The sequence below is a fragment of the Streptococcus sp. ELY_137 genome (assembly GCF_058314515.1).
In genome coordinates, this window is record NZ_JBZFUL010000009.1 from 39,689 (window position 1) to 62,670 (window position 22,982).

The following is a 22,982-nucleotide window of genomic DNA, read 5'->3' on the forward strand; positions in this document are numbered from 1 at the left end:
CTAGGTTTTCTATTATTCTACCATATTTTGGTTTTTCCAACAGAAATCCCTTTATCTATGCTATACTAATCAGTACGGAATTCTCAGCAAAGGAGGTGAACCATGGCAAAACGTAAAAGCAAAAAGTATGGCTGGCGAAAATTCTTTTCCATCAAGAAACAGAATCGCAAATCCTTCATCTTGACAATGCTATTGACAGCAGCTATCGTCTTGTTTGGCTCCTACATCCTGCTGACCCGCTTCAGTCAAAATACCAGCCAGCCTCCCAAACCGAGCGATAGCCAGGATCTTGCTGTGCTATATTTTGTCAATCAGATTGGCGAAGATGCCAGAAATATTGCCCAAGACCACGATCTCTACGCTTCTGTTATGATTGCCCAAGCCGTCTTAGAAAGCAACCATGGAACTTCTAAACTTGGTTCTGAGCCCAATTATAACCTCTTTGGTATCAAGGGAGATTATAAAGGCGACTCTGCGACTTTTCAGACCTGGGAGGATGATGGCAAGGGCAACGCTTATAAGATCGATGCCCAGTTCAGAAAATATCCCTCTTATACTCAATCCTTAGAAGATTATGCTGATCTGCTCAGCCAAAATCTCTACGCTGATACTCATAAATCGAATACTCGAGACTATCAGGAGGCTACCCAGACCTTGACTGGTCTTTATGCGACTGATACTAGCTATAATACCAAACTCAATCATATCATTACTCTTTACCACTTAACAGATTACGATCAGCCTGTCAGTTTTTATAAGCCTGGACTAACTTACAATGTTTACCGACAGAGTTATACAAGTGCTGGGACCTTACGGCAGGATAACAGCTGGGCTAAAGCTCAACTTGAAGGATAAAGTTAGTCAGGGAAGTTTCGTTACTTTCAATAATAATTTTTCGTATATGCCTATTATCAAAAAAAGCAATCATCGGAGGATAACGGTTGCTTTTTTCAAGTGAAAGTATCAAAGAAGCTAAACTTTTCTCCATATTATAGGTTATAAGCAAATGACCCTTGATTCCTGTAGTGGGGAAGATAAAGTCTCCATAAGTTATTACAGAGCCTTTTTGGGTATGGAAAAAGGAGCTAGGAAATTGAACCCTTACGCTCCTCTTCTTCTATTTTTTAATCAGCAATGTCAAACACGATTGATTTAACGTTGGTCATAGCTTCAATAGAGTATTTAACACCTTGAACACCAGCACCTGACTTTTTAGCTCCCAAGAATGGGAAATTATCTGTACCGCGCTGAGTCTTATTATTGATATGGACTGTACCAACTTCCAGCTGCTCAGCAATCTTAACAGCTAATGGGAAGTCTTTAGTAAAGACTGAACTTTGTAAACCGTACTCAGACTTGTTGGCAATTTCAAGTGCTTCATCAACAGAATTAACACGGATAATTGGCAAAACAGGTCCAAATGGCTCTTCCCAAGCCAGACGCATGTCTGTTGTCACCTTATCAAAGACGGTTGGATAAATGATATTGCCATCTCGCTTGATAGGAGTTGCCGCATATGCTCCCTTGTCAGCAGCTTCTTGGATTAGGCCTTCAACATAATCAGCTGATTTTGTGTCAATTAATGGCGTAATATCAGCGTTGTCTTCTGGCATACCGACAGACAGTTTTTCAACTTTCTCAGTAACCAGTTGAACTAACTGATCTGCTACACTATCCATGACGAGCACACGCTTGACAGCTGTACAGCGTTGTCCGGAATAACCGAAAGCACCGTCAACAATATTCTTAGCTGTTAATTCAAGGTCAGCATCTTCCAGTACGATAGCTGCATCTTTACCGCCAAGTTCCAACATAATTGGTCGCATACCAGCTAACTTCCCGATATTTTCTCCAACTGGTGTTGAACCAGTAAAGTTGATGAAATCAACTGCTTCATGTTCAACAATATAATCACCAATAACGGAACCGCGACCAGTAATTGTATTGAAGACACCTGCAGGAATGCCAGCCTCAGCAAAGGCTTCTGCCAAAAGTAAGCCAGAGATAGAGCCTTGCGTCGGTGGTTTAAAGGCTACTACATTTCCTGAAATCAAGGCCGGTGCAATTTTGGAACCTGCTAGATTTACAGGGTAGTTAAATGGCGAAATAGCCAAAACAAGACCGACAGGTTCGCGGCGAACCATAGCAACTTTCTTCTTGCTGGCAGCATCAAAGCTACCACCTTCCAAGACTTCACCTTCTGCTCGAATACCTTCTTCAGCAGCATAGTGAACAATTTCAGCTGTGCGTGTTACTTCTCCAATAGCAGATTTCAGGCCTTTAGCAATCTCTTTTGAAAGAACTGCACCTAGCTTTTCAGCATCGCGCTCCAAGATATCAGCTGCCTTGTGCAGGTAAGCTGCACGCTCTACATAGGAAAGAGCACGCCATGCTGGCAGAGCCGCCTTGGCTACCTCGTAAACGTGATCTACTTCTGCTTGACTCATAGCTGGAACAGAGCCCAGTTCTTCACCAGTTGCCGGTTCATAGATTTTAATCTCTTGGTCAGATAAGACCCACTCACCGTTGACGTAGTTTTTGTATTGTGTCGTCATCTAGTTCTCCTTTTAGCGTTGATAGACCTATTCTATCACTTTTTAGCTATTTTTCCAATATCTGCTACCAAGAATAATCAGAATATTTTGAACTAAATTAAATGTTGATTAGACTCTTAGTGTCTAGTTGAATTGGCTAAAGAGAGAGCGTGGCTCCCCCAAGATAGAATTCTCAACCACTGCGTTAATCTAGTAAATCTAGAACAATAAAAGAGTCTGGACTTCTGTCACAGACTCATCTAACTTCAACAGTCTATTAGTCAAAGTTGATATATTCTTTTTCAAGTTCAAGAACTTCTTCCATAGTAGCACATTCTGTCAAAGCACGGTTAGCGTACTCTGCCATCTTAGTGGTATCCAATTTCTTCATCAGGCTACGTGTACGAAGAACTGATGTTGCGGACATAGAGAATTCATCAAGCCCCATACCGACCAGCAATGGAACTGCTGTCTGGTCGCCGGCCATTTCACCACACATACCAGCCCATTTACCTTCTGCGTGAGCCGCCTTGATAACATTATTAATCAAGCGAAGGATTGATGGGTTATAGGGTTGGTAGAGGTATGATACTTGTTCGTTCATACGGTCTGCAGCCATAGTGTATTGGATAAGGTCGTTGGTACCAATTGAGAAGAAGTCCACTTCTTTAGCAAATTGGTCAGCCAACATTGCTGCTGCAGGGATTTCAATCATGATCCCCACCTGAATATTGTCGGCTACGGCAATACCTTCAGCCTTGAGGTTAGCTTTTTCCTCTTCAAAAACGGCCTTAGCAGCACGGAATTCTTTAAGAAGGGCAACCATTGGGAACATAATCCGCAATTGACCATGAACTGAGGCACGAAGAAGGGCACGAATTTGTGTACGGAACATGGCATCGCCAGTCTCAGAAATCGAGATACGCAAAGCACGGAAACCAAGGAAAGGGTTCATTTCTTTTGGAAGATCGAAGTAAGGCAGTTCTTTATCGCCACCGATATCCATAGTACGAACCACAACTGGCTTACCATTCATACCTTCGAGTACAGCCTTGTAAGCTTCATATTGTTCATCTTCAGTTGGGAAGTCTTGAGAATCCATATACAAGAATTCTGTACGGTAGAGACCAACAGCTTCAGCACCATTGTCGTTGACACCTTCAACATCTTTAGGTGTACCGATATTGGCTGCTAATTCAAAATGCTTGCCATCAGCAGTCACTGTCTCAGCATCTTTCAGGAGAGCCCATTCAGCCTTTTGCTTGGCGTAAGCTTCACCAGCCGCCTTAAACTCAGCCACTTGTTCGTCAGTAGGATTAATAATTACTTGACCAGTGATACCATTAACTGCTATGAGGTCACCATTTTTAACGGTGTCCGTCACATTATTGGTACCAAGTACAGCTGCAATTTCCAGCGTACGTGCCATAATGGCAGAGTGGCTGGTACGTCCACCAATATTAGTCACAAAGGCTTTAACAAACTTCTTATCCAGTTGTGCTGTGTCTGACGGAGTCAAATCGTGAGCAATGACGATTGATTCCTCGTTAATCGACGCTGGATCGGGCAATTTTTTACCAAGGAGATTTGCTAGTACACGCTTGGTTACGTCGCGAATATCCGCTGCACGCTCCTGCATGTAAGGGTTATCCTCCATACCTTCAAAGATAGTGATGAACATATCTGTCACTTCTGTCAAGGCAGCTTCGGCATTCACCTCTTTAGCGCGAATCGTCTCTTTAATTTGCCCAACCATTTCTGGGTCAGCAAGAACCATCAAGTGCGCATCAAATACGGCTGCGGCTTCCTCTCCTAGGCTATCTACTGCTTTCTCACGGATAAGAGAAAGCTCGTCTTGCGCCGCTGCTAGAGCTGCGTCTAGACGAGCCTCCTCTGCATTTGTATCTGTAACGGATACAGTCTCAAATGATAAGTCCGGTTGAACTAGTAGATATGCCTTAGCAACAGCAACACCATCTGATGCTGCAATTCCTTTAAGCATTTCTGTCATAGTTTTAAGCCAATCCTTCTTTTGTCATTGTTTCATCGATAGCTACGATAGCATCATCTGCATCTGAACCTTCTGCTGTGATTGTTACATCAGCACCTTGACCAACACCAAGGCTCATAACACCCATAATTGATTTAAGGTTTACTGATTTACCTTTGTAGTCCAAAGTGATATCTGAGGCAAATTTACTAGCTGTTTGCACAAGCAAAGTGGCTGGACGTGCGTGAATACCTGTTTCTGCAACAATGTGGAAATCTTTAGAAGCCATAAGGATTCTCCTTTTTTCTAATGTAAATATTTTTTGGATTATCGCATGATAACCCTTACAAAATAGGATTATATCATACCGTTTGCTTATTTTCAAGGTATAAAGTTATTTACGAAAATTTTTTGAAACCCTTTTCTTAGATATATTTTCTAATTTTCAACCAGCAAATATTGCTATTCTTTCTGCAGTTCTTCTAATAAGGCAGCAATAAATTTGGCCGTCGTTAGACTAGGCCGATTGCCTGCCAGATCTCTCGTAAAACAGCCTTTTGAAAATACTGCCTCAATAGCATTTTCAATTAAAGCAGCGGCTTCACTCCAGCCGATATAAGCCAACATCATTGCTCCCGACAGCAAAATTGAACAGGGATTGGCGAGACCACACCCCGCAATATCAGGAGCGGTTCCGTGTGTTGCTTCAAAAACAGCGTGTCCTGTCTGGTAATTGATATTAGCACCCGGCGATATGCCTATACCACCGACTTGGGCAGCTAAAGCATCACTAGCGTAGTCTCCATTGAGATTAGTCAAGGCAACGACTTCAAAACGCTCAGGATTAAGGAGAATCTGCTGAAAAAAATTATCAGCAATAATATCGTCAATAACTAATTGTCCACTGGCTAATTCAGCTGAAAATTCACGCTGGGCTAGTCCATAGCCCCATTTTCTGAAGCCACCCTCTGTATATTTTTGGATATTGCCCTTATGCACTAGGGTGACTCGCAGTAAGTTATTAGCCAAGGCATATGTAATAGCCGAACGAATTAAACGTTCACTCCCCTGAATAGAAATTGGTTTAACACCGATGCTGGTTGTTTCAGGAAAACGAATTTGATCAACCGCCATCTCAAATTGAAGGAAATCCAAAACCTTTTTGACCTGGCTGCTGCCAGCTTCCCATTCAATCCCAGCATAAAGATCTTCTGTATTTTCGCGAAAGATAGTCATAGCAACTTTTTCAGGATGTTTCAGTGGACTTTCAATTCCTTTGAAATGACGAATGGGCCGAACGCAGGCGTAAAGATCCAATTCCTGACGAAGGGAAACATTCAAAGACTGTATTCCTTGGCCAATTGGTGTCTCTAAAGGACCTTTGATGGCGATCAAATTTTCCTTAATCATTTGTAAAGTTTCCATTGGTAACCAATGTCCTGTTTTTTTTAAAAGCTTTTTTACCAGCTAGAGCTTCCTGCCATTCGAGCTTTCTTCGTCCCTTATATGCCTTAGCAATCGCTGTATCAAAAATAGTCTGAGCGCCGTACCAGATATCCCGACCTATGCCATCACCCTCAATATAAACGATGGTAGGATTGTCTGTAACCTGCAGTTTGTTATTTTTCAACGTAATTTTATCTGCCATATTATCACCTCTTTAGCTGAGCTTATTTCTAACGAATTCGTTTTAGATAGTCTAGATACATTGAAGGTAGTTTTTCCAGGTTACTGCTCTCGGACATGAGTATAACACAACTATTACCTGTCCTTAGAATAGGATAAATTGTCGAAGAAGAAAAATCCACAGTACAAATCATAGCTCTTGATTTGTACATGGGTTCCTAACTTGTATTAAATCTATGGTATATGTTACTAGATTAGTTTTAGTGCACAAAATATTTAGTTTACACACCAAGTATCGAAAAAATTTATTATTTCAGCATGCCTCCAAAGAACTATAAAAGATTTATTGGCACAGCATCAAAACACCATGAAAGTAAGTCGGCTGAATCTCCTGCATTTTAATACTTCAAGTAAATTGGATATCGAACCGCCAAGAAGATTTTATCCATTGACAGTAGATGCGTCTGTCCCATTCATTTTTCAATCCAAAATACCATCGGTTATCTAATATATAGTAGATAGTGGTTCCGATTTTCTTGGTAGTTTTCTATTGAATCCTTGCTATCACTGGATTTCTCGGCATATTTTAAGAAGAAAAGTTTACCACAAGATGTTGGGGGTGGTTTTTTTGACTGGCACAAAATATTGTGGTTTTTGAGCAAAATTGCTTGCTTTTTCTTTCTAATTTGGGTATCCTTATTAGGTACTAATTTATAGGAGAGATACGATGTCACAGATTACTTTGTTTTCTAAAAACAACTGCATGCAATGCAAGATGACCAAGAAGTTCTTGGAGCAAAATGGTGCTGATTTTGAAGAGATTAACATCGATGAGCAGCCAGAGAAAATTGATTATGTTAAGAGTTTAGGTTTTACGGCCGCTCCAGTTATCGAGGCTGGTGATGTAGCTTTCTCAGGTTTTCAACCTGCTAAACTAAAAGAAATTATTTAGTTTCACATATAAGGACAAGGCTGACCAAGCAGTTCAAAACTGCTTGGCAGTTTAAATTTAACAACCCTACATTATAATTATTATAGATAAAAGGAAATACCTATGAGTCTTAAAGATTTAGGCGAAGTTTCCTACTTCCGCCTCAACAATGAAATTAACCGTCCTGTCAATGGTCAAATTCCTCTTAATAAGGATAAAGAAGCCCTGCAGGCTTTCTTCAGGGAGAATGTTGTGCCTAATTCTATGGCCTTTGATTCTATTACGGACAAAATAAATTACTTAATGGCTAATGATTACATCGAAGCTGATTTTATCAGGAAGTACTCAGCTGATTTTATCGAAGGGCTAGCACAGGAGCTGCAAGCAGCAGACTTTCATTTTCAATCTTTCATGGCCGCTTATAAGTTCTACCAGCAGTATGCTTTAAAGACTAATGATGGCGAGTATTATCTCGAAAGCATTGAGGACCGCGTTCTCTTTAACGCTCTCTACTTTGCAAATGGAGATGAACAGTTGGCCAGCGATTTGGCAAGGGAGATGATTCATCAGCGCTATCAACCAGCAACACCATCCTTTCTAAATGCTGGACGCAGCCGTCGGGGGGAATTAGTCTCATGTTTCTTAATTCAAGTAACCGACGATATGAATGCTATCGGTCGTTCCATCAACTCAGCTCTTCAGCTATCACGTATCGGAGGCGGTGTTGGGATTTCGCTCAGCAACTTGCGCGAAGCTGGAGCCCCAATCAAAGGCTACGCAGGGGCAGCTTCTGGTGTTGTGCCCGTGATGAAGCTCTTTGAAGACAGTTTCTCTTATTCTAACCAGCTGGGACAACGTCAGGGAGCCGGGGCAGTTTATCTGGATGTCTTCCACCCTGATATCCTTTCTTTCTTATCAACTAAAAAGGAAAATGCGGATGAAAAGGTTCGGGTTAAGACCCTGTCATTGGGGATTACTGTTCCTGATAAATTCTATGAATTGGCCCGCAAAAATGAGGAGATGTACCTCTTTAGTCCGTACTCTGTAGAAAAAGAGTACGGTGTCCCGTTCAACTATATTAATATTACCGAAAAGTATGATGAGTTAGTGGCTAATCCTAAGATTGCCAAAACAAAAATCTCTGCTCGTGAGTTAGAAACCGAAATTTCTAAGTTGCAGCAAGAATCAGGCTATCCCTATATCATCAATGTCGATGCAGCCAATCGATCAAATCCTATAGATGGTCGCATCATTATGTCTAACTTGTGTTCAGAGGTTCTGCAAGTTCAAAAGCCTAGCTTGATTAATGATGCACAAGAATTTGTACAGATGGGAACCGATATTTCATGTAACCTTGGTTCTACCAATGTAGTGAATATGATGGCATCTCCAGATTTTGGCCGTTCTATTAAGGCTATGACCCGTGCACTTACTTTTGTGACAGATTCCTCAAATATTGAAGCGGTCCCAACGATCAAGGCCGGTAATGAGCAAGCTCATACCTTTGGCTTGGGGGCAATGGGGCTCCACTCCTTCCTCGCTCGTAACCACATTGAGTACGGCAGTCCTGAATCGATTGAGTTCACTGACATCTATTTCATGCTGATGAACTACTGGACCTTGGTTGAATCCAACAATATTGCCCGTGAACGCAGTGAGTCTTTCGTCGGTTTTGAAAAATCTAAATACGCTGATGGCACTTACTTTGACAAATACGTGACCGGTGAGTTTGTGCCTAAATCTGAGCGTGTTAAGAAACTCTTTGAAGGACACTTTATCCCGCAAGCTGAGGACTGGGAAGCTCTCCGTCAGGCCGTTATGAAAGATGGTCTCTATCACCAGAATCGTCTAGCTGTCGCACCAAATGGATCTATCTCTTATATCAACGATGTCTCTGCCTCAATTCACCCTATCACCCAACGGATTGAAGAGCGGCAAGAAAAGAAAATTGGTAAGATCTACTATCCAGCCAGCGGTTTGTCGACAGATACCATTCCTTACTACACATCTGCTTATGATATGGATATGCGTAAAGTCATTGATATTTACGCAGCTGCTACCGAGCATGTTGATCAAGGTTTGTCACTAACACTCTTTATGCGCAGTGAAATTCCTGAAGGGCTGTACGAATGGAAAAAAGAAAGCAAGCAGACCACTCGCGACCTATCCATTCTTCGTAACTATGCCTTCAATAAAGGTGTTAAGTCAATCTACTATGTCCGCACCTTCACAGATGATGGAGATGAAGTCGGCGCTAATCAGTGTGAAAGCTGTGTGATCTAACTGAACAGTCAAACTTGGAGCTAAAGCTCCTATGTTTGACACGCCAACCGCTATCGGCGGTTTGGCTAGTTCACTTACTAACTTCGTAGAAGGTGTATTATCGACACCTTCTACTACGTGTCGTAACTCTTTAGACATGGCAAACTTGGAGCTAAAGCTCCTATGTTTGACACGCCAACCGCTATCGGCGGTTTGGCTAGTTCACTTACTAACTTCGTAGAAGGTGTATTATCGACACCTTCTACTACGTGTCGTAACTCTTTAGACATGGCAAACTTGGAGCTAAAGCTCCTATGTTTGACACGCCAACCGCTATCGGCGGTTTGGCTAGTTCACTTACTAACTTCGTAGAAGGTGTATTATCNGACATGGCAAACTTGGAGCTAAAGCTCCTATGTTTGACACGCCAACCGCTATCGGCGGTTTGGCTAGTTCACTTACTAACTTCGTAGAAGGTGTATTATCGACACCTTCTACTATGTGTCGTAACTCTTTAGACAAGGCAAACTTAGAGCTAAAGCTCCTATGTCCGATACGGCAAGCCCTAGGGCGACTTGCCTCGTTTATTTACGAAACTCTTGAATAATATTATCCCCTCTTATCTTAATTTGGAGAAACTCATGACAACCTATTATAAAGCCATTAACTGGAACGAAATTGAAGATTTAATTGACAAGTCAACTTGGGAGAAACTAACCGAGCAATTCTGGCTGGATACACGTATCCCTTTGTCAAATGATTTGGATGACTGGCGCAAGCTACCTGATGAGGAAAAGGATTTAGTCGGCAAGGTTTTCGGGGGTCTAACCCTTTTAGACACTATGCAGTCTGAAACTGGGGTTGAGGCTATTCGTAAGGATGTCCGAACTCCCCACGAAGAAGCCGTCCTTAACAACATCCAATTCATGGAATCTGTTCATGCCAAATCCTACTCATCCATCTTTTCAACCCTGAATACCAAGTCGGAAATTGAAGAGATTTTCGAGTGGACTAACAACAATGAATATCTTCAAAAGAAAGCAGAAATTATTAATGAGATCTACCTCAATGGGAATGCTCTTCAAAAGAAGGTTGCTTCAACTTTCCTAGAGACCTTTCTCTTCTACTCTGGTTTCTTTACCCCCCTCTACTACCTCGGAAACAATAAGCTGTCCAACGTAGCAGAAATCATCAAGCTGATTATCCGTGATGAATCCGTCCATGGAACCTACATTGGCTATAAATTCCAGCTGGGTTTCAATGAATTATCCGAAGAAGAGCAAACTAATTTCCGCGACTGGATGTACGATCTCCTTTATCAACTCTATGAAAACGAAGAGCTCTACACCAAAACTCTCTACGATGGTGTCGGCTGGACCGAAGAAGTCATGACCTTCCTGCGCTACAATGCCAATAAGGCTCTGATGAATCTGGGGCAGGATCCACTCTTCCCAGATACAGCTGACGATGTTAATCCAATTGTCATGAATGGTATTTCAACTGGTACTAGTAACCATGACTTTTTCTCACAGGTCGGAAATGGCTATCTTCTTGGTACTGTAGAAGCTATGCAGGATGATGATTACAATTATGGTTTGTAAGTTCTGTGAGAACTTTTGAAACTTATGACCACTTCCTTCGGTAGTGTTGAGGGGGAAAATGGAAAAATTGGGATTACCAATCTTTAAGTAGCTTGGTATAAGCCAAAAAGCTGTCTGGCCTAATGGTGCAGGCAGTTTTTCTGATTCCAAGTATATGAAAATGCCATAATGATTTCATGTTAGATTAGTCTTGGCTGGCAGATCTACTTTACTATCCAGCTCAGGGATGGATGGCTCGAGTATGAGCTAATTTAAGTGCTACTATCAATTTTTCTCATTTAGTTTCATTTGAAAGAATTTTTGCGCTAAAGTTGATAGAAGATTTCTTCTTTGACGAAACGATTGTTTCCCTCTAACATCAAGTCTTTTGGGGTTTACAAGCTGGCTAAAAAATTTTATGCTAGCCTTGTCGGATGAAAAGTTTGACAGAAATTAAGGAAAAAAGGAGTTGATCTTATGAATTCAAAAGCATTTGAACAATTTGACGTGATGGACACTCAGGCTCTGGCAGCTGTAGAAGGCGGGGAATGGTGGAGAACGTATAATTATATAGTATTTGGCCCTCTAGGTGGCTATTTACTTAATGAAGCTACTGACTATAGCATGGAGCATCCCCTTCCAGGTCAATAATATATAATTTTTGACAATAAGTTATAAGATATTGAAAAAGCGTTTGGAATCCTTTGTTCCAAGCGCTTTTTATAGCAAAAAAACTAAGACAGCTGTAAAATTTGATTTTTATAATCTAACTTAATCTATCAAAAATTTTGAACTAGTATGTGTAAAAGTTTTCTTCTTTGACACAAGGATTTTTTTCCTAACATTGGACTATAAGGGGTTCACAGGCTGCTAAAAAAATTCTAAACTAATCTTGTCAGATAAAAAATCTGGCAAATAAGAAGAAATGGAGTTGATCTTATGACAACTAAAGCTTTTGAACAATTTGACGTAATGGATACTCAGGCACTGGTAGCTGTTGAAGGCGGGGACGGAAATGGTTTTGGCCCTTTGCATGAGGCTATAGATTATTACTATATAACCCCACCTCCGATCAATCCTTGGGTACTTGATATGTTTATGTAACTGCTATATTTTCTAGTAATCTTATTTGTATTAAAAAAGTGTTTGGAACCTCTTGTTCCAAACGCTTTTATACTAGGCAGCAGCAATTAAAAACTTGCTGGCCTCTGGTAAGTTTCGCTAACCTTGCTCGGTAAAAATATCTGCCAGAATGGTAACACCTCGATCTATCTCATCTTTGGTCAGGGTCAGCGGCGGCAAAAGTCTGATGACATTGGTTCCCGCTGTCAGGACGATAAGCCCTCTGTCTCGAGCTGCCTCAACCAGCTGGCCTAGATCTGCCGTCGTTTCGATACCGATCATGTAACCAAGTCCACGAATTTGAGTGACTTTAGGATTATCAGCTAAGGCTTTTTTCAATTGGTCTTGGAGATAATTACCATTTTCCCAGACTTGGTCGAAAAAGCCTGCTTCGGTCATCATATCAAGAACAGCTGAACTCGCTGCCATTGCCAATTTATTACCGCCAAAGGTTGACCCGTGACTGCCGTAGGAAAAGGCAGGGGCGAGAGCACTTTTGCCTAGCATGGCACCTGCTGGTAGGCCATTAGCCAGCCCCTTAGCTAGAGTTACAATATCGGGAACAATACCATAATGTTCAAAGGCATAGAGTTTACCAGTCCGTCCCATACCTGTCTGTACCTCATCCACAATCAAAAAGATACCGGCTTTGTGGCAGAGGGCCGCCAGATCTGTGATAAAATCTTCATCAGCTGGAAAGACGCCTGATTCCCCCTGCACCAATTCCAGCATAACAGCAGCAGTTTGATCGCTGACTAGTTTTTTTTTAACAGAAGCAAGATTATTGAACTCAGCATAATGGAAATGGGGAACTGCATCACCGAATCCTTCTTTGATCTTATCCTGACCAGTAGCTGACATAGAGCCAAAGGTACGGCCATGGAAGGAATTTTTAAAGGTGATGATTTCCTGTTTGCCACTGGCTTTACGCGCTATTTTAATAGCAGCCTCGTTGGCCTCTGCCCCGCTATTACAAAAAAATGCAAGGTAATCATAGTCTCCGATCAACTTTTGGGCGACTTCTTCTTGCAGGCTGTTTTGGTAAAGATTGGGAGTATGCCAAATAGCATTAACTTGCTTCTCTAGTGCTGCCTGAACCCGAGGATGAAATCCCAGATTGGTCACACCAATACCCGTTGAAAAATCAAGATAACGTTTGCCTTGGGAATCAATCAAATGATTTCCTTGAGCTTGCACAAATTCAATATCGGCTCGTTTATAGTTTGAAAATAGGGCTGTCATTCTAACTCTCCTTAATGATAGTACCTTTTGTAAGATTATCGCCAATCATGACTTGGGCGACACCTGCAGCTACTGTTTTAGCAGCACTCTGAACCTTGGGGATCATACCGCCAGTGATAACGTTATGAGCAACTTTCTCTTGAATATCATTAGTTAGTAGAGTATCAAGCAGTTGTCCTTCTTCTTTTATCCCTGGGACATCGGTCAGCAAAATTAGCTTTTCAGCTTGTAGTGCAATGGCGATACTGGTCGCTAAATAATCTGCATTGATATTCAAAGAACTGCCATCCAGTTGATAACCAAGTGAGGGAATTAGCGGAATAGCACCCGTCGCTAGAACCCCCTCTAAAATATGAACATGCACCTTGGTCACTTGGCCAACATAGCCATACTTACTCTTATCCAGAAAATCTGCTTCTACTAATTGAGGCAAGTGGTCAACTATCTGTTTGACCATAAGTCCGGACTGAGTGAGGTTGTCTGCTAAGTGTTTTCCGACATAATCTATTAATCCGGCTTCTACTAAAGGCATAGCTCGAGCTGGTGTTACCCTCAGGCCATCGACTGTTTCAATCGGTATCTGCGCCTGCTCCATTAACTGGGAAATCATATAACCGCCGCCGTGGACAATAACTAGAGATTTGTCAGCTCTGATCCACTCTTGTACCTGTTTAATAAAAGCTGCATCTAAACCTTGGCTAGCCTGGCCGCCAATTTTTACCACAATCGTTTTTGACATGTGTTTATCCTTTTTTCTGCTTTGTCTACGTTCTATAGAGGGCATTAATTTTAACATAGTCATAAGACAGGTCACATCCCCAAGCCCAGCCGCTGGCTAATCCTGCATGCATATCAACAGTAATATGGATAGTATCCTGCTGCATAACTTCGTCCATCTCTTCGCTGTCAAAGGAAAGAGGGGAAGAAGCCAGCATTACTGGAATTGTATCTAGGTAGATATCTACCTGATTAACTGGTACATCAACTCCTGCATAGCCGATAGCGGCTAAAATACGGCCCCAATTGGGATCTTCACCAAAGATAGCTGTTTTGACAAGGCTGGAACCAACGACGGATTTAGCTAGCATCCGTGCATCAAGAGCGCTGGCTGCTCCCTTAACATCAACCTGAATAAGCTTACTGGCTCCTTCACCATCCTGAGCAATCTTTTTAGCTAGGTCGGCCATGACGTATTCAAGCATGGCTACAAAGCGGTCAAACTCTGGTGTATCAGGCAAGATTTCTTTATTTTTGGCACAGCCGTTAGCAAGGACAAGCACCATATCGTTAGTAGAGGTATCGCCATCAACTGTAATTTGATTAAAGGTAGTCTCTACCTTTTGTGATAGGGCTTGCTGCAAGGCATCGCTGGCAATATTAGCATCACAGGTAATAAAAGCCAGCATAGTTGCCATATTAGGATGAATCATTCCTGAACCCTTAGCAACACCAGCCATCGTTACCACATCCTTACCAAAGTCTTCTGTTACGGCAGCCGTCTTAGTTTTGGTATCTGTCGTCAAAATAGCTCTGGCAAAATCAGCCGCATTGCCATTGATAACGATTTTAGATAAGCCTTTTTTTAGTGTCTCCATCGGGAGCGGGTCACCGATAATGCCAGTTGAAGCGATACCAACCAAATCAGCCTCGATCCCCAATTTTTGAGCAGCTAGGCTTTGCATTTCATAGGCATCTTCCATGCCTTGAAGGCCGGTACAGGAGTTGGCAACTCCGGAATTCACAACAACAGCCTGCATTTGTTTCATCTTGTCGACTGATTGTTTCGTAACGAGTAAAGGAGCAGCAATAACTTTATTAGTTGTATAAACACCCGCAACGCTGGCAGGTGTTTCCGAAACAATCCATCCAAAATCTAGCTTTCTTTTCTTAAAACCTGCATGCAGACCATCGGCTGAAAAGCCAAGAGGACTGGCAATATTACCGTCAATAATTTTCATAGTCAACTTTCCCCAATTCTAAGATAACAATTTTTTAACTTTTACTCTTATAAATAGCTTGGACCTGACAGAAGGCCATCCGTTTCTGCAAAACCAAAGGCTAGATTCATATTTTGAACAGCCTGACCGGCTGCACCTTTGACTAAATTATCAAGGACTGATACAACGGTTAAAATCTTTGTTACAGGATTATAGGCAAAGCCAATGTCTGTAAAATTAGAGCCTAAGACATCGTGCAAATTAGGCAGAGACTGCTGCAGACGGACAAACACTTTATCACCATAAGTAGCTTGGTAGAGCTGATGAATTTCCTCCTTTGTTACATGCTGCGACATCCTGACATAACAGGTCGCCATAATCCCACGGTTGATAGGAAGAAGCGATGTTGAAAACTGGATATGATCAAACTTAGGATTAAACTTTTTGAGCGCCTGTACAATTTCTGGAATATGCTGATGCTCATTGAGCTTATAAGTCACGTAATTATCATGGACATTAACAAAATGACTGGACTCAGCCAATTTTTTTCCGGCTCCGGTCAAGCCACTCTTGGCATCCACGATGACTGAATCCAAATCAACTTTATCAGACCCGAGCAGAGGGATCAAGGCTAACTCTGTCGCCGTTGCATAGCAGCCGGGGTTTGAAATAAATTTATTGGTACCGGCATTCGTAAACTCAGCTAGAGAATAGGTAAATTTCTCTAAAACCTTGGAGGCCGCTGGCGTCTTACCATACCATTTCTGGTAGTCTTCAGCAGATAGACGATGATCGCCAGATAAATCAATAACAGGAAAATCATTTTCCACAAAGACAGCTGAACTCTCCTTAGCTACGCCGCTGGGAGTCGCCATAAAAACAAGATCAGTATTTTGCATAATATTCATAGCGTCAAAGGGTTGTATTTCTAAGTCACAAATACCTTTAAGGTGAGGATAAAGATCTGACAGTAAGGCTCCAACCTCCTTAGTAGCATGAATAGAAACCACTTGAACCTGACTGTGCTGAGCCAGCAAACGCACTAATTCCAACCCACTGTAACCTGAGACACCAACGATAGCCACCTTCATTTTATTCACCTCCTATGAATAAATATGTGATAATTTTACAGGATACATGAATATTTGTCAATATTTTTTCGTAAAAAATGAAAATTATGCATTAAAACTAAATTATCCAGCTGATAACAGAAAGCAGAACAGATTGAGTGAAGAGTTGAAGGCAAAAAAAGAGCCTGAAACAGGCACACAATCTGTCTGAGACTCTTGCTTTGTCGCAAATAGCCCCGATCTGCTCCAGATGAGCCATAAATTGCTGAAATGAGGTGATGAGGTCACTAAAGAAAAATTCTTTTAAGCTGATGATCTACTGAAGCTTTTTCATTTAGAGCAAATAGCTGAAGCCCACCGCCCAGAATCCAATAAAACGATATACAAAAAGTGCTGAGCCATAGACCCAGCACAAACTGTTACTACTATATCAGCGATAAAATGGATGATCGTCATCTGCTGTCTCGCTATTAACCAGTACAGCATCAGACTGATAGGTGGCCCCAGTGTATTTGGTCGGTATCCCTGCTGGCACTAAGAAGATACTGACGACCTCACCGTTTTTGGTCTCAAATTGAGCTTCTAAGCGCCCATCTAGAAGTCGAGCATTATAGAGAATCCCCTTACTAACCTTCCCTTTTTTAGTCTTATAGGTTACTTCCCCCGCAGTATCAAAGGTAATACTGGTGCCAGTTCCACTCTTCCATGTTCCAACAACGGAAGAATAATCACCGTTCAAGACACCATCAATGTCTAAGGGTAAAATTTCCCCAGTTGTCTGGGCTACGGGCTGTTCAGATGTTGACGTGTCAGAACTAACCTGTTGCTCTATGGCTCCCAAGGCGAAGGCAATCAAAATCCCTCCTATAATCAGCAAGGCCAGCTGAATATCAAAACGTAAATTTGTTGATGAATTCTTGTTCCCTCTTCTTATACTATTCAATTTATCTATCATTTCTCCGCCACCCCCAATGGATACCTAGCTTTGTAGCTCGGAAACTAGGCTACAAAACAATAGTATTTAAATACTATTTTGGTATAAAATTTTTCTCCCATAAATGCAAAATTTATTATACTATCTCCTTCTTAATTTGACAAGTAGTATTAAAATATTTTTTACCAATACAAAAAAATTAGAGATGGTAATAAAACACCAAACTCTAATTCTATTGTCTTATCGATTTTGCAACAGCTCTTGGGCTTGTGTTAAGGCTGCTTTGGTTAGCTGATCGCCGGCTAACATCTTGGCAATCTCCTCAACACGCTCCTTAGTTGTTAACAAACGAACAGTCGAAACAGTCGATTCTTCTTTGCTTTCTTTTTCAATAAAGAATTGGTAATCTGCTGCTGCAATAACCTGCGGCAGGTGAGAAATAGCTAAAACTTGGCCATGGCTTCCAATCTTATAAATTTTCTGAGCAATGGCTTGCGCTACGCGTCCTGAGACCCCAGTGTCAACCTCATCAAAAACGATACTGGTCTTATCTTCTTTACGAGCAAAGGCGGATTTGATTGCCAGCATCAAACGGGACAGTTCCCCGCCTGAAGCAACCTTGATCAGTGGTTTAAACCCTTCCCCTGGATTAGTTGAAATATAAAATTCAACCTGCTCATTGCCTTCACGACTAAATTTTCCCTTACTAAATTGGACTTGGAAATCGGCCTTGTCCATGTAGAGATCCATCAATTCTCGTTTAATATCAGTTTCTAGCACAGCTGCTAAAGCATGACGCTTCTCACTAAGAAGTTGACTTGAGGCGATCAGTTCTTTTTCTAAAGTTTTTAAGTCTGTCTCCAGATCATCAGATTGCAGGTCATTACCCGTTAGATGGTTATATTCCTTAGTAATAGTATCAAAATAATCTAAAACATCGTCAACACTACCACCGTATTTACGCGTTATAGTGTGGATGATATTAAGTCGATCATCGACTGCATTGAGACGATTTCCATCAAAATCAAGGCCATCTATAATATCCGCTAGGCGCTTGGTTACATCTTCTAGAACATAATAGGATTCTGAAAGATTAGCTGACAGGTCTTTGTAATCTGGATCATATTCTTCCAGCGCCAGCAGATCATTCATAGCTGAACGCACATTAGCTAGGCTTGAGAAATCTTCATTATCGAGCATGGCAAAGGCATTGGTTAGAGTATCAGCAATATGTTTGTGATTAAGCAGCTTGTCACGCTCCTGATTGAGTTTATTATCTTCACCAGATTTAAGATCAGCTGCTTCGATCTCCGCTATCTGAAACTCTAGCATCTCGATACGAGCCTTGTGCTCCTCTTCGTTTTTCTGCTTTTCTAGAACTCGTTTACGCAGCTTCCTGTAGGCATCAAAACTAGACTGATAAGATTTTTTTATAACAAAGAAATCTTCATCTCCGAATTCATCCAGAAGCCTAATATGCTGAGCAGCCTTCATCAGTTCTTCTTGATCGTGCTGACCGTGGATATCAACCAAATATTGCCCGATAGACCGTAAGGTTGATAGGTTAACCATTTGGCCATTGATGCGGCTGATACTGCGGCCATTTTGAAGAATTTCCCGCCTGATAATCAGCTCATCCCCCAATTCAATACCATTATCGTTCAAAACCTGATTGAGTGCTGGGTTATCCTGAAGGGTAAAAAAACCTTCGATCTCAGCCTTGGCTGCACCGTGACGAATAACTTCGGTATTAGCTCTAGCTCCCAGCATCATATTCATTGCATCGATAATAATAGATTTTCCGGCGCCTGTTTCACCTGTTAAAACCGTCATACCATTGTCAAAATTGAGGGAAATTTCCTCAATAATAGCAAAATTTTTTATGGAAATTTCTAATAGCATAAGTCTCCTCAATCAATGGTGTTGTTTTATCCAAGCTGTTAAATTCTGGCGCAGAGCAGCAGCAAATCCAGCTGATTTCAACACGATTAAGATACTATCATCATCAGCAATAATACTAAAAATCTCTTCACCATACTCCTGCAGCAAAAGCCGCTTAAGATAACGCGTATTGCCCGGTACAGCAGAAATACTGATCATCTGCTCTAAGCCTGCGATATTATCGGACAGACTAATAATGGATTCGCAAGCCTGCTGCAAGGGGGTCATTAATTTTCTGGCCGATTCTTTAGACAAGCCGTAAACATATTTACCTGATTTACTAGGTACTTTAACAATGCCAAGATTGTTGATATCGCGGGAAATCGTTGCTTGAGTAGATTTGAGACCATGAGCTTCCAACATGGCAACAAGGTCATGTTGGGTTTCAATTTCATTTTCTAAAACAATTTGTCGCAGAAGTTCTAAACGTTCATGCTTTTTCATTCTTTTTAAATTCCTCGTGTGCTTTTTCTACTGTTGGTAAGATGGCATCAGCTGCTAGATTTTCAGGGTTTTGTGAGCGCTCCAGATCCATTAAAAATTCAATATTGCCATGACCACCTTGAATGGGAGAAAAATCCAGCCCCCTAACTGTAAATCCGAAATCGACAGCAAAGGCAGCCACAGTTTCTAAAACGTTTTGATGGACAGCTGGGTCCTTGATAATGCCATTTTTACCAACCTGTCGGCGCCCTGCTTCAAACTGCGGTTTGACTAGGGCAACAAGGCGGCAGCCTTGTGAGAGCAAGGCAGCTAAGGGCGGTAAAATAAGACTGAGCGAAATAAAGCTAACATCAATACTAGCAAAACTAGGCAAGCCGCGACTAAAATCGTCGGATTTAGCGTAGCGGAAATTATACTGCTCCATACTAATAACACGCTGGTCCTGTCTAAGTTTCCAAACGAGCTGGTTAGTACCAACATCTACTGCATAGACCAGTTTAGCTCCATTTTGCAGCATAACATCAGTAAAACCGCCAGTTGACGCACCTATATCTAGGGTAATTAGTCCCTCAACTGCGATATCAAAAATCTCTAAAGCCTTTTCCAGCTTAAGACCACCGCGGCTAACATATTTAAGGACTTCGCCTTTCAGCCTAAGTTCAATATCATCAGAAATCTTTTCTCCGGGTTTATCAAAGCGCTGACCATCTGACACAGCGACGACCAGACCTGCCATAACGCCGCGTTTAGCCTGCTCTCGGGTAGCAAAGAGACCCTGCTTATAGGCTAGTACATCTACTCGTTCCTTAGGCATGCAACCGCAACCTTTCTATCATCCTTATAATTTTATCCGGAACAAATCCCTTACTAACTTTTAGTTCTTGCAAAATAGCAATAGCTTGGTTGAGGGATTCCTCCAAGAGATGGTAAGATCTATCTAGGCCGAGCAGGCTTGGGTAGGTTGATTTTTCAGCCATCAAGTCCTTCTGAGGCGTTTTGCCTAAGTCTTCAAAACTTGCTGTCACATCTAAAATATCATCCCTGATTTGAAAGGCCATACCAACTAGAATCCCAGCCTGTTCACACTGCTCCTGAGTCGCGTCGTCTTGGTTAGCAAGAATGGCAGCGGCTTTAAAAGGATAAGCAAGAAGCTTCCCTGTTTTGTTACGATGAATAGCCGACAGTTCTTCAAATTCAAGCTGCTGACCTTCACCCTCAATATCCAGCATCTGACCGCCCACCATACCAAAGGTGCCAGAAGCTTGAGATAGATTTTTAATCAAGGCGATAGCCATATCCTCTGGTAAATCAGCCTGCGCCAATAAGCCATAAGAATCTAAAAAGAGGCTGTCGCCAGCTAAGATAGCTGTGGCTTCGTCAAACTGCCTATGGTTGGTGAGACGTCCGCGTCGATAATCATCATTATCCATAGCAGGTAGATCATCGTGAATCAGACTACCAGTATGAATCATTTCCAAAGCTGCAGCAACCTGATAGTGGCAAGTTTTCAGCTCAATACCGAAACCTTCAACAATGTCCAGCAGCATCGAGGGACGAATCCGCTTGCCGCCAGCATCAATGGAGTAAAAAATAGCTTCTATTAGTTTATCAGCAACCGGCTCACGCTCATAATAGCTACGAATAGCCTGATCAATCTTTTGGAGCTTAGTCATCACTATCCATTTCTACTTCGGAACCATCAGTCTGCATGACCTTAACAAGCGTTTCCTCTGCCTCAGACAAGGTTTTTTGTAAATCTTTTGAGAGCGTCATCCCTTTTTGAAATTCTGCAATAGCCTTTTCCAGAGGAACATCACCATTTTCCAGCTTGGTAACAATCGCTTCTAATTCCTGTAAATTTTCTTCAAATGTCTTCTTTTTGCTTGGCATTTTTTACCTCTACTTCTAGTTCCCCATCTTTCATCTCTAAGTTCAGAGCCATTCCTATCGCTGCCTCTTTAACACTAGTAATCGGTCTGCCATCTTTTTGCACAATAGCATAGCCCCTTGCGACGATTCGGCTAGTATCTAACGATAAGAGTGCATCCTGAGCCTTTTCAAAACGAGCCAGCTTACTGTCATATTGATTGGCCATATTAGATTTCAGCAAGCGCTCTTGCTGATTGAGGCGATCCTGAAATCGCTCCAACTGACCTCGCAAATCCAAGCTGTTTAAGCGATGAGCCAACAGGAGTTGCTCCTGCTGATTCTGCCTCAAATAGCTGCGTGTTAAGTTGAACAACTGCTCTCGCAAACGATCCAGTTTTTGACTGTGAGCATCATAAAGTCGCTCAGGCTGGCGAAAAATAACCGAGCGGCTGACCTGCAAAAACCTGTCTTCCTGCTGTTTAATGTGACGCTGTACTGCTTGATAGGCACGATGACTCGCTTCCTGAAGCCAAGAAAGAACATCAGCCTTTGTGACAGGGGTAGCCAATTCAGCTGCTGCTGTCGGTGTTGCCGCTCTGTGATCAGCCACATAGTCGGCGAGGGTAGTGTCTGTCTCATGTCCGACACTTGAGATGACTGGCAGTCGGGATTCAAAAATAGCCTGAACAACAATCTCCTCATTGAAAGCCCAGAGGTCCTCAATAGAACCGCCACCACGTCCAACAATTAGTAAGTCTAGGTCTTCTCTCTGATTAGCCTTAGCGATATTATCGGCTACTTCCTGCGCGCTGCCTTCTCCTTGAACTTTTGTAGGAAAAAGTAAAACGGCAACACCTGGGAAACGCCGGCGGATAGTCGTAATAATGTCACGAATCACAGCACCGCTGGGACTCGTGATGACACCAATTTTCTTAACAAACTGTGGGAGGGCTTGCTTATGCTCAGCTGCAAAGTAGCCCGTCTGGGTCAGCTTCTTTTTTAGCTGTTCAAACTGGACAGCCAAAGCACCAATGCCATCAGGCTCGGCTCTTTCGATAACAATAGAGTAAGTTCCATTAGGAGCATAGAGCTGAACGCGGCCGACAACATTGATTTTCATTCCCTCTTCTAAATCAAAACCCAGCTTACGAAAGACACCAGCCCACACAGTAGCCTGAATAACAGCATGCTCATCCTTAAGAGAGAAATATTGGTGATTGGGACGCTTGCGGAAATTGGATACTTGACCAGTCAGGTAGACTCTCTCTAAATAGGGGTCGCGGTCAAACTTAAGTTTTAAATATTTAGTCAGGGAACTGACCGACAGATAATCCGCCACCAGCCTACCTCCATTCTTTTAATTTGTAATAAGTGTTAGTTTATATTATACCAAATTTTAAAGAAGGGAGCTATGAAATAGATACAGCTTTTACTGGACACTTTCATAGCGTTTGAGAATCTTATGATAGATCCTTATTTTTATGATATCAGCTCCGTTGG

Annotated in this window: 20 protein-coding genes and 1 pseudogene; 6 read left to right on the forward strand and 15 right to left on the reverse strand. The window is 42.0% G+C overall.

Going from position 1 to position 22,982, the window contains the following annotated elements; translation table 11 throughout:
- Nucleotides 1-102: 102 nt before the first annotated feature.
- Nucleotides 103-855: a glucosaminidase domain-containing protein gene (locus AC4HAO_RS07550; protein WP_491135014.1), complete on the forward strand. Its 753-nt coding sequence runs from the start codon at nt 103-105 to the stop codon at nt 853-855.
- 269 nt (nt 856-1,124) lie between these two features.
- On the opposite strand, the gene AC4HAO_RS07555 is transcribed toward AC4HAO_RS07550, so the two are convergent.
- From AC4HAO_RS07555 to icd, 4 genes and pseudogenes are all read right to left on the reverse strand, one after another.
- Entirely contained in the window at nt 1,125-2,555 is a 1,431-nt protein-coding gene (locus AC4HAO_RS07555) for an NADP-dependent glyceraldehyde-3-phosphate dehydrogenase (protein ID WP_491135015.1), read from the reverse strand.
- Nucleotides 2,556-2,811: 256 nt separating this feature from the next.
- Entirely contained in the window at nt 2,812-4,545 is a 1,734-nt protein-coding gene (ptsP, locus tag AC4HAO_RS07560; protein ID WP_491093229.1) for a phosphoenolpyruvate--protein phosphotransferase, read from the reverse strand.
- Nucleotides 4,546-4,549: 4 nt separating this feature from the next.
- Complete coding sequence (locus AC4HAO_RS07565; protein WP_447451988.1) at nt 4,550-4,813, reverse strand: phosphocarrier protein HPr; 264 nt, start codon at nt 4,811-4,813, stop codon at nt 4,550-4,552.
- Between the two features lie 173 nt (nt 4,814-4,986).
- Nucleotides 4,987-6,172, reverse strand: a pseudogene (gene icd, locus AC4HAO_RS07570) (NADP-dependent isocitrate dehydrogenase).
- Between the two features lie 705 nt (nt 6,173-6,877).
- On the opposite strand from icd, the gene AC4HAO_RS07575 reads away from it, so the two are divergent.
- The 5 genes from AC4HAO_RS07575 (at nt 6,878) to AC4HAO_RS07595 (ending at nt 12,027) form a co-directional block, all read left to right on the forward strand.
- Nucleotides 6,878-7,102: a redoxin NrdH gene (locus tag AC4HAO_RS07575; RefSeq protein WP_491093227.1), complete on the forward strand. Its 225-nt coding sequence runs from the start codon at nt 6,878-6,880 to the stop codon at nt 7,100-7,102.
- A gap of 102 nt (nt 7,103-7,204) precedes the next feature.
- Nucleotides 7,205-9,364, forward strand: coding sequence for a class 1b ribonucleoside-diphosphate reductase subunit alpha (gene nrdE / locus AC4HAO_RS07580; protein ID WP_491093226.1), 2,160 nt, complete (start codon nt 7,205-7,207; stop codon nt 9,362-9,364).
- A 620-nt stretch (nt 9,365-9,984) separates the two neighbouring features.
- Nucleotides 9,985-10,944, forward strand: coding sequence for a class 1b ribonucleoside-diphosphate reductase subunit beta (gene nrdF / locus AC4HAO_RS07585; RefSeq protein ID WP_491093225.1), 960 nt, complete (start codon nt 9,985-9,987; stop codon nt 10,942-10,944).
- A 456-nt stretch (nt 10,945-11,400) separates the two neighbouring features.
- On the forward strand, nt 11,401-11,574 hold the full coding sequence (locus AC4HAO_RS07590; protein WP_491093224.1) for a bacteriocin class II family protein: 174 nt from the start codon (nt 11,401-11,403) through the stop codon (nt 11,572-11,574).
- A gap of 288 nt (nt 11,575-11,862) precedes the next feature.
- Nucleotides 11,863-12,027, forward strand: coding sequence for a bacteriocin class II family protein (locus tag AC4HAO_RS07595; protein ID WP_491093223.1), 165 nt, complete (start codon nt 11,863-11,865; stop codon nt 12,025-12,027).
- 117 nt (nt 12,028-12,144) lie between these two features.
- Here AC4HAO_RS07595 and AC4HAO_RS07600 read toward each other — a convergent pair whose 3' ends face one another.
- The 11 genes from AC4HAO_RS07600 to xseA form a co-directional block, all read right to left on the reverse strand.
- Nucleotides 12,145-13,287, reverse strand: a complete 1,143-nt coding sequence (locus AC4HAO_RS07600; RefSeq protein ID WP_491135016.1) for an acetylornithine transaminase — start codon at nt 13,285-13,287, stop codon at nt 12,145-12,147.
- A gap of 1 nt (nt 13,288) precedes the next feature.
- Nucleotides 13,289-14,026: an acetylglutamate kinase gene (argB, locus tag AC4HAO_RS07605; RefSeq protein WP_491093221.1), complete on the reverse strand. Its 738-nt coding sequence runs from the start codon at nt 14,024-14,026 to the stop codon at nt 13,289-13,291.
- Between the two features lie 25 nt (nt 14,027-14,051).
- Nucleotides 14,052-15,245 carry a bifunctional glutamate N-acetyltransferase/amino-acid acetyltransferase ArgJ gene (gene argJ / locus AC4HAO_RS07610; RefSeq protein WP_491135017.1) on the reverse strand — a complete coding sequence of 398 codons (1,194 nt, stop codon included), beginning with the start codon at nt 15,243-15,245 and terminating at the stop codon, nt 14,052-14,054.
- Nucleotides 15,246-15,292: 47 nt separating this feature from the next.
- Entirely contained in the window at nt 15,293-16,315 is a 1,023-nt protein-coding gene (argC, locus tag AC4HAO_RS07615; RefSeq protein ID WP_447453148.1) for an N-acetyl-gamma-glutamyl-phosphate reductase, read from the reverse strand.
- A 409-nt stretch (nt 16,316-16,724) separates the two neighbouring features.
- Nucleotides 16,725-17,249 (reverse strand): DUF6287 domain-containing protein, encoded by a 525-nt coding sequence (locus AC4HAO_RS07620; RefSeq protein ID WP_491135018.1) that lies wholly within the window; start codon nt 17,247-17,249, stop codon nt 16,725-16,727.
- 219 nt (nt 17,250-17,468) lie between these two features.
- Nucleotides 17,469-19,130 carry a DNA repair protein RecN gene (gene recN, locus AC4HAO_RS07625; RefSeq protein WP_491135019.1) on the reverse strand — a complete coding sequence of 554 codons (1,662 nt, stop codon included), beginning with the start codon at nt 19,128-19,130 and terminating at the stop codon, nt 17,469-17,471.
- A gap of 12 nt (nt 19,131-19,142) precedes the next feature.
- Nucleotides 19,143-19,613, reverse strand: a complete 471-nt coding sequence (locus AC4HAO_RS07630) for an arginine repressor (RefSeq protein WP_447453145.1) — start codon at nt 19,611-19,613, stop codon at nt 19,143-19,145.
- The gene (locus AC4HAO_RS07635) at nt 19,600-20,427 is read right to left on the reverse strand and encodes a TlyA family RNA methyltransferase (RefSeq protein WP_491135020.1); all 828 of its coding nucleotides are present in this window, start codon (nt 20,425-20,427) and stop codon (nt 19,600-19,602) included. The genes AC4HAO_RS07630 and AC4HAO_RS07635 overlap by 14 nt, the downstream gene beginning before the upstream one ends.
- Nucleotides 20,420-21,286 carry a polyprenyl synthetase family protein gene (locus tag AC4HAO_RS07640; protein ID WP_491135021.1) on the reverse strand — a complete coding sequence of 289 codons (867 nt, stop codon included), beginning with the start codon at nt 21,284-21,286 and terminating at the stop codon, nt 20,420-20,422. Before AC4HAO_RS07640 ends, AC4HAO_RS07635 begins: the two co-directional genes overlap by 8 nt.
- Nucleotides 21,279-21,503 carry an exodeoxyribonuclease VII small subunit gene (locus tag AC4HAO_RS07645; protein ID WP_447453142.1) on the reverse strand — a complete coding sequence of 75 codons (225 nt, stop codon included), beginning with the start codon at nt 21,501-21,503 and terminating at the stop codon, nt 21,279-21,281. The genes AC4HAO_RS07640 and AC4HAO_RS07645 overlap by 8 nt, the downstream gene beginning before the upstream one ends.
- The gene (gene xseA / locus AC4HAO_RS07650) at nt 21,478-22,821 is read right to left on the reverse strand and encodes an exodeoxyribonuclease VII large subunit (protein WP_491093214.1); all 1,344 of its coding nucleotides are present in this window, start codon (nt 22,819-22,821) and stop codon (nt 21,478-21,480) included. The genes AC4HAO_RS07645 and xseA overlap by 26 nt, the downstream gene beginning before the upstream one ends.
- Nucleotides 22,822-22,982 lie beyond the last annotated feature (161 nt).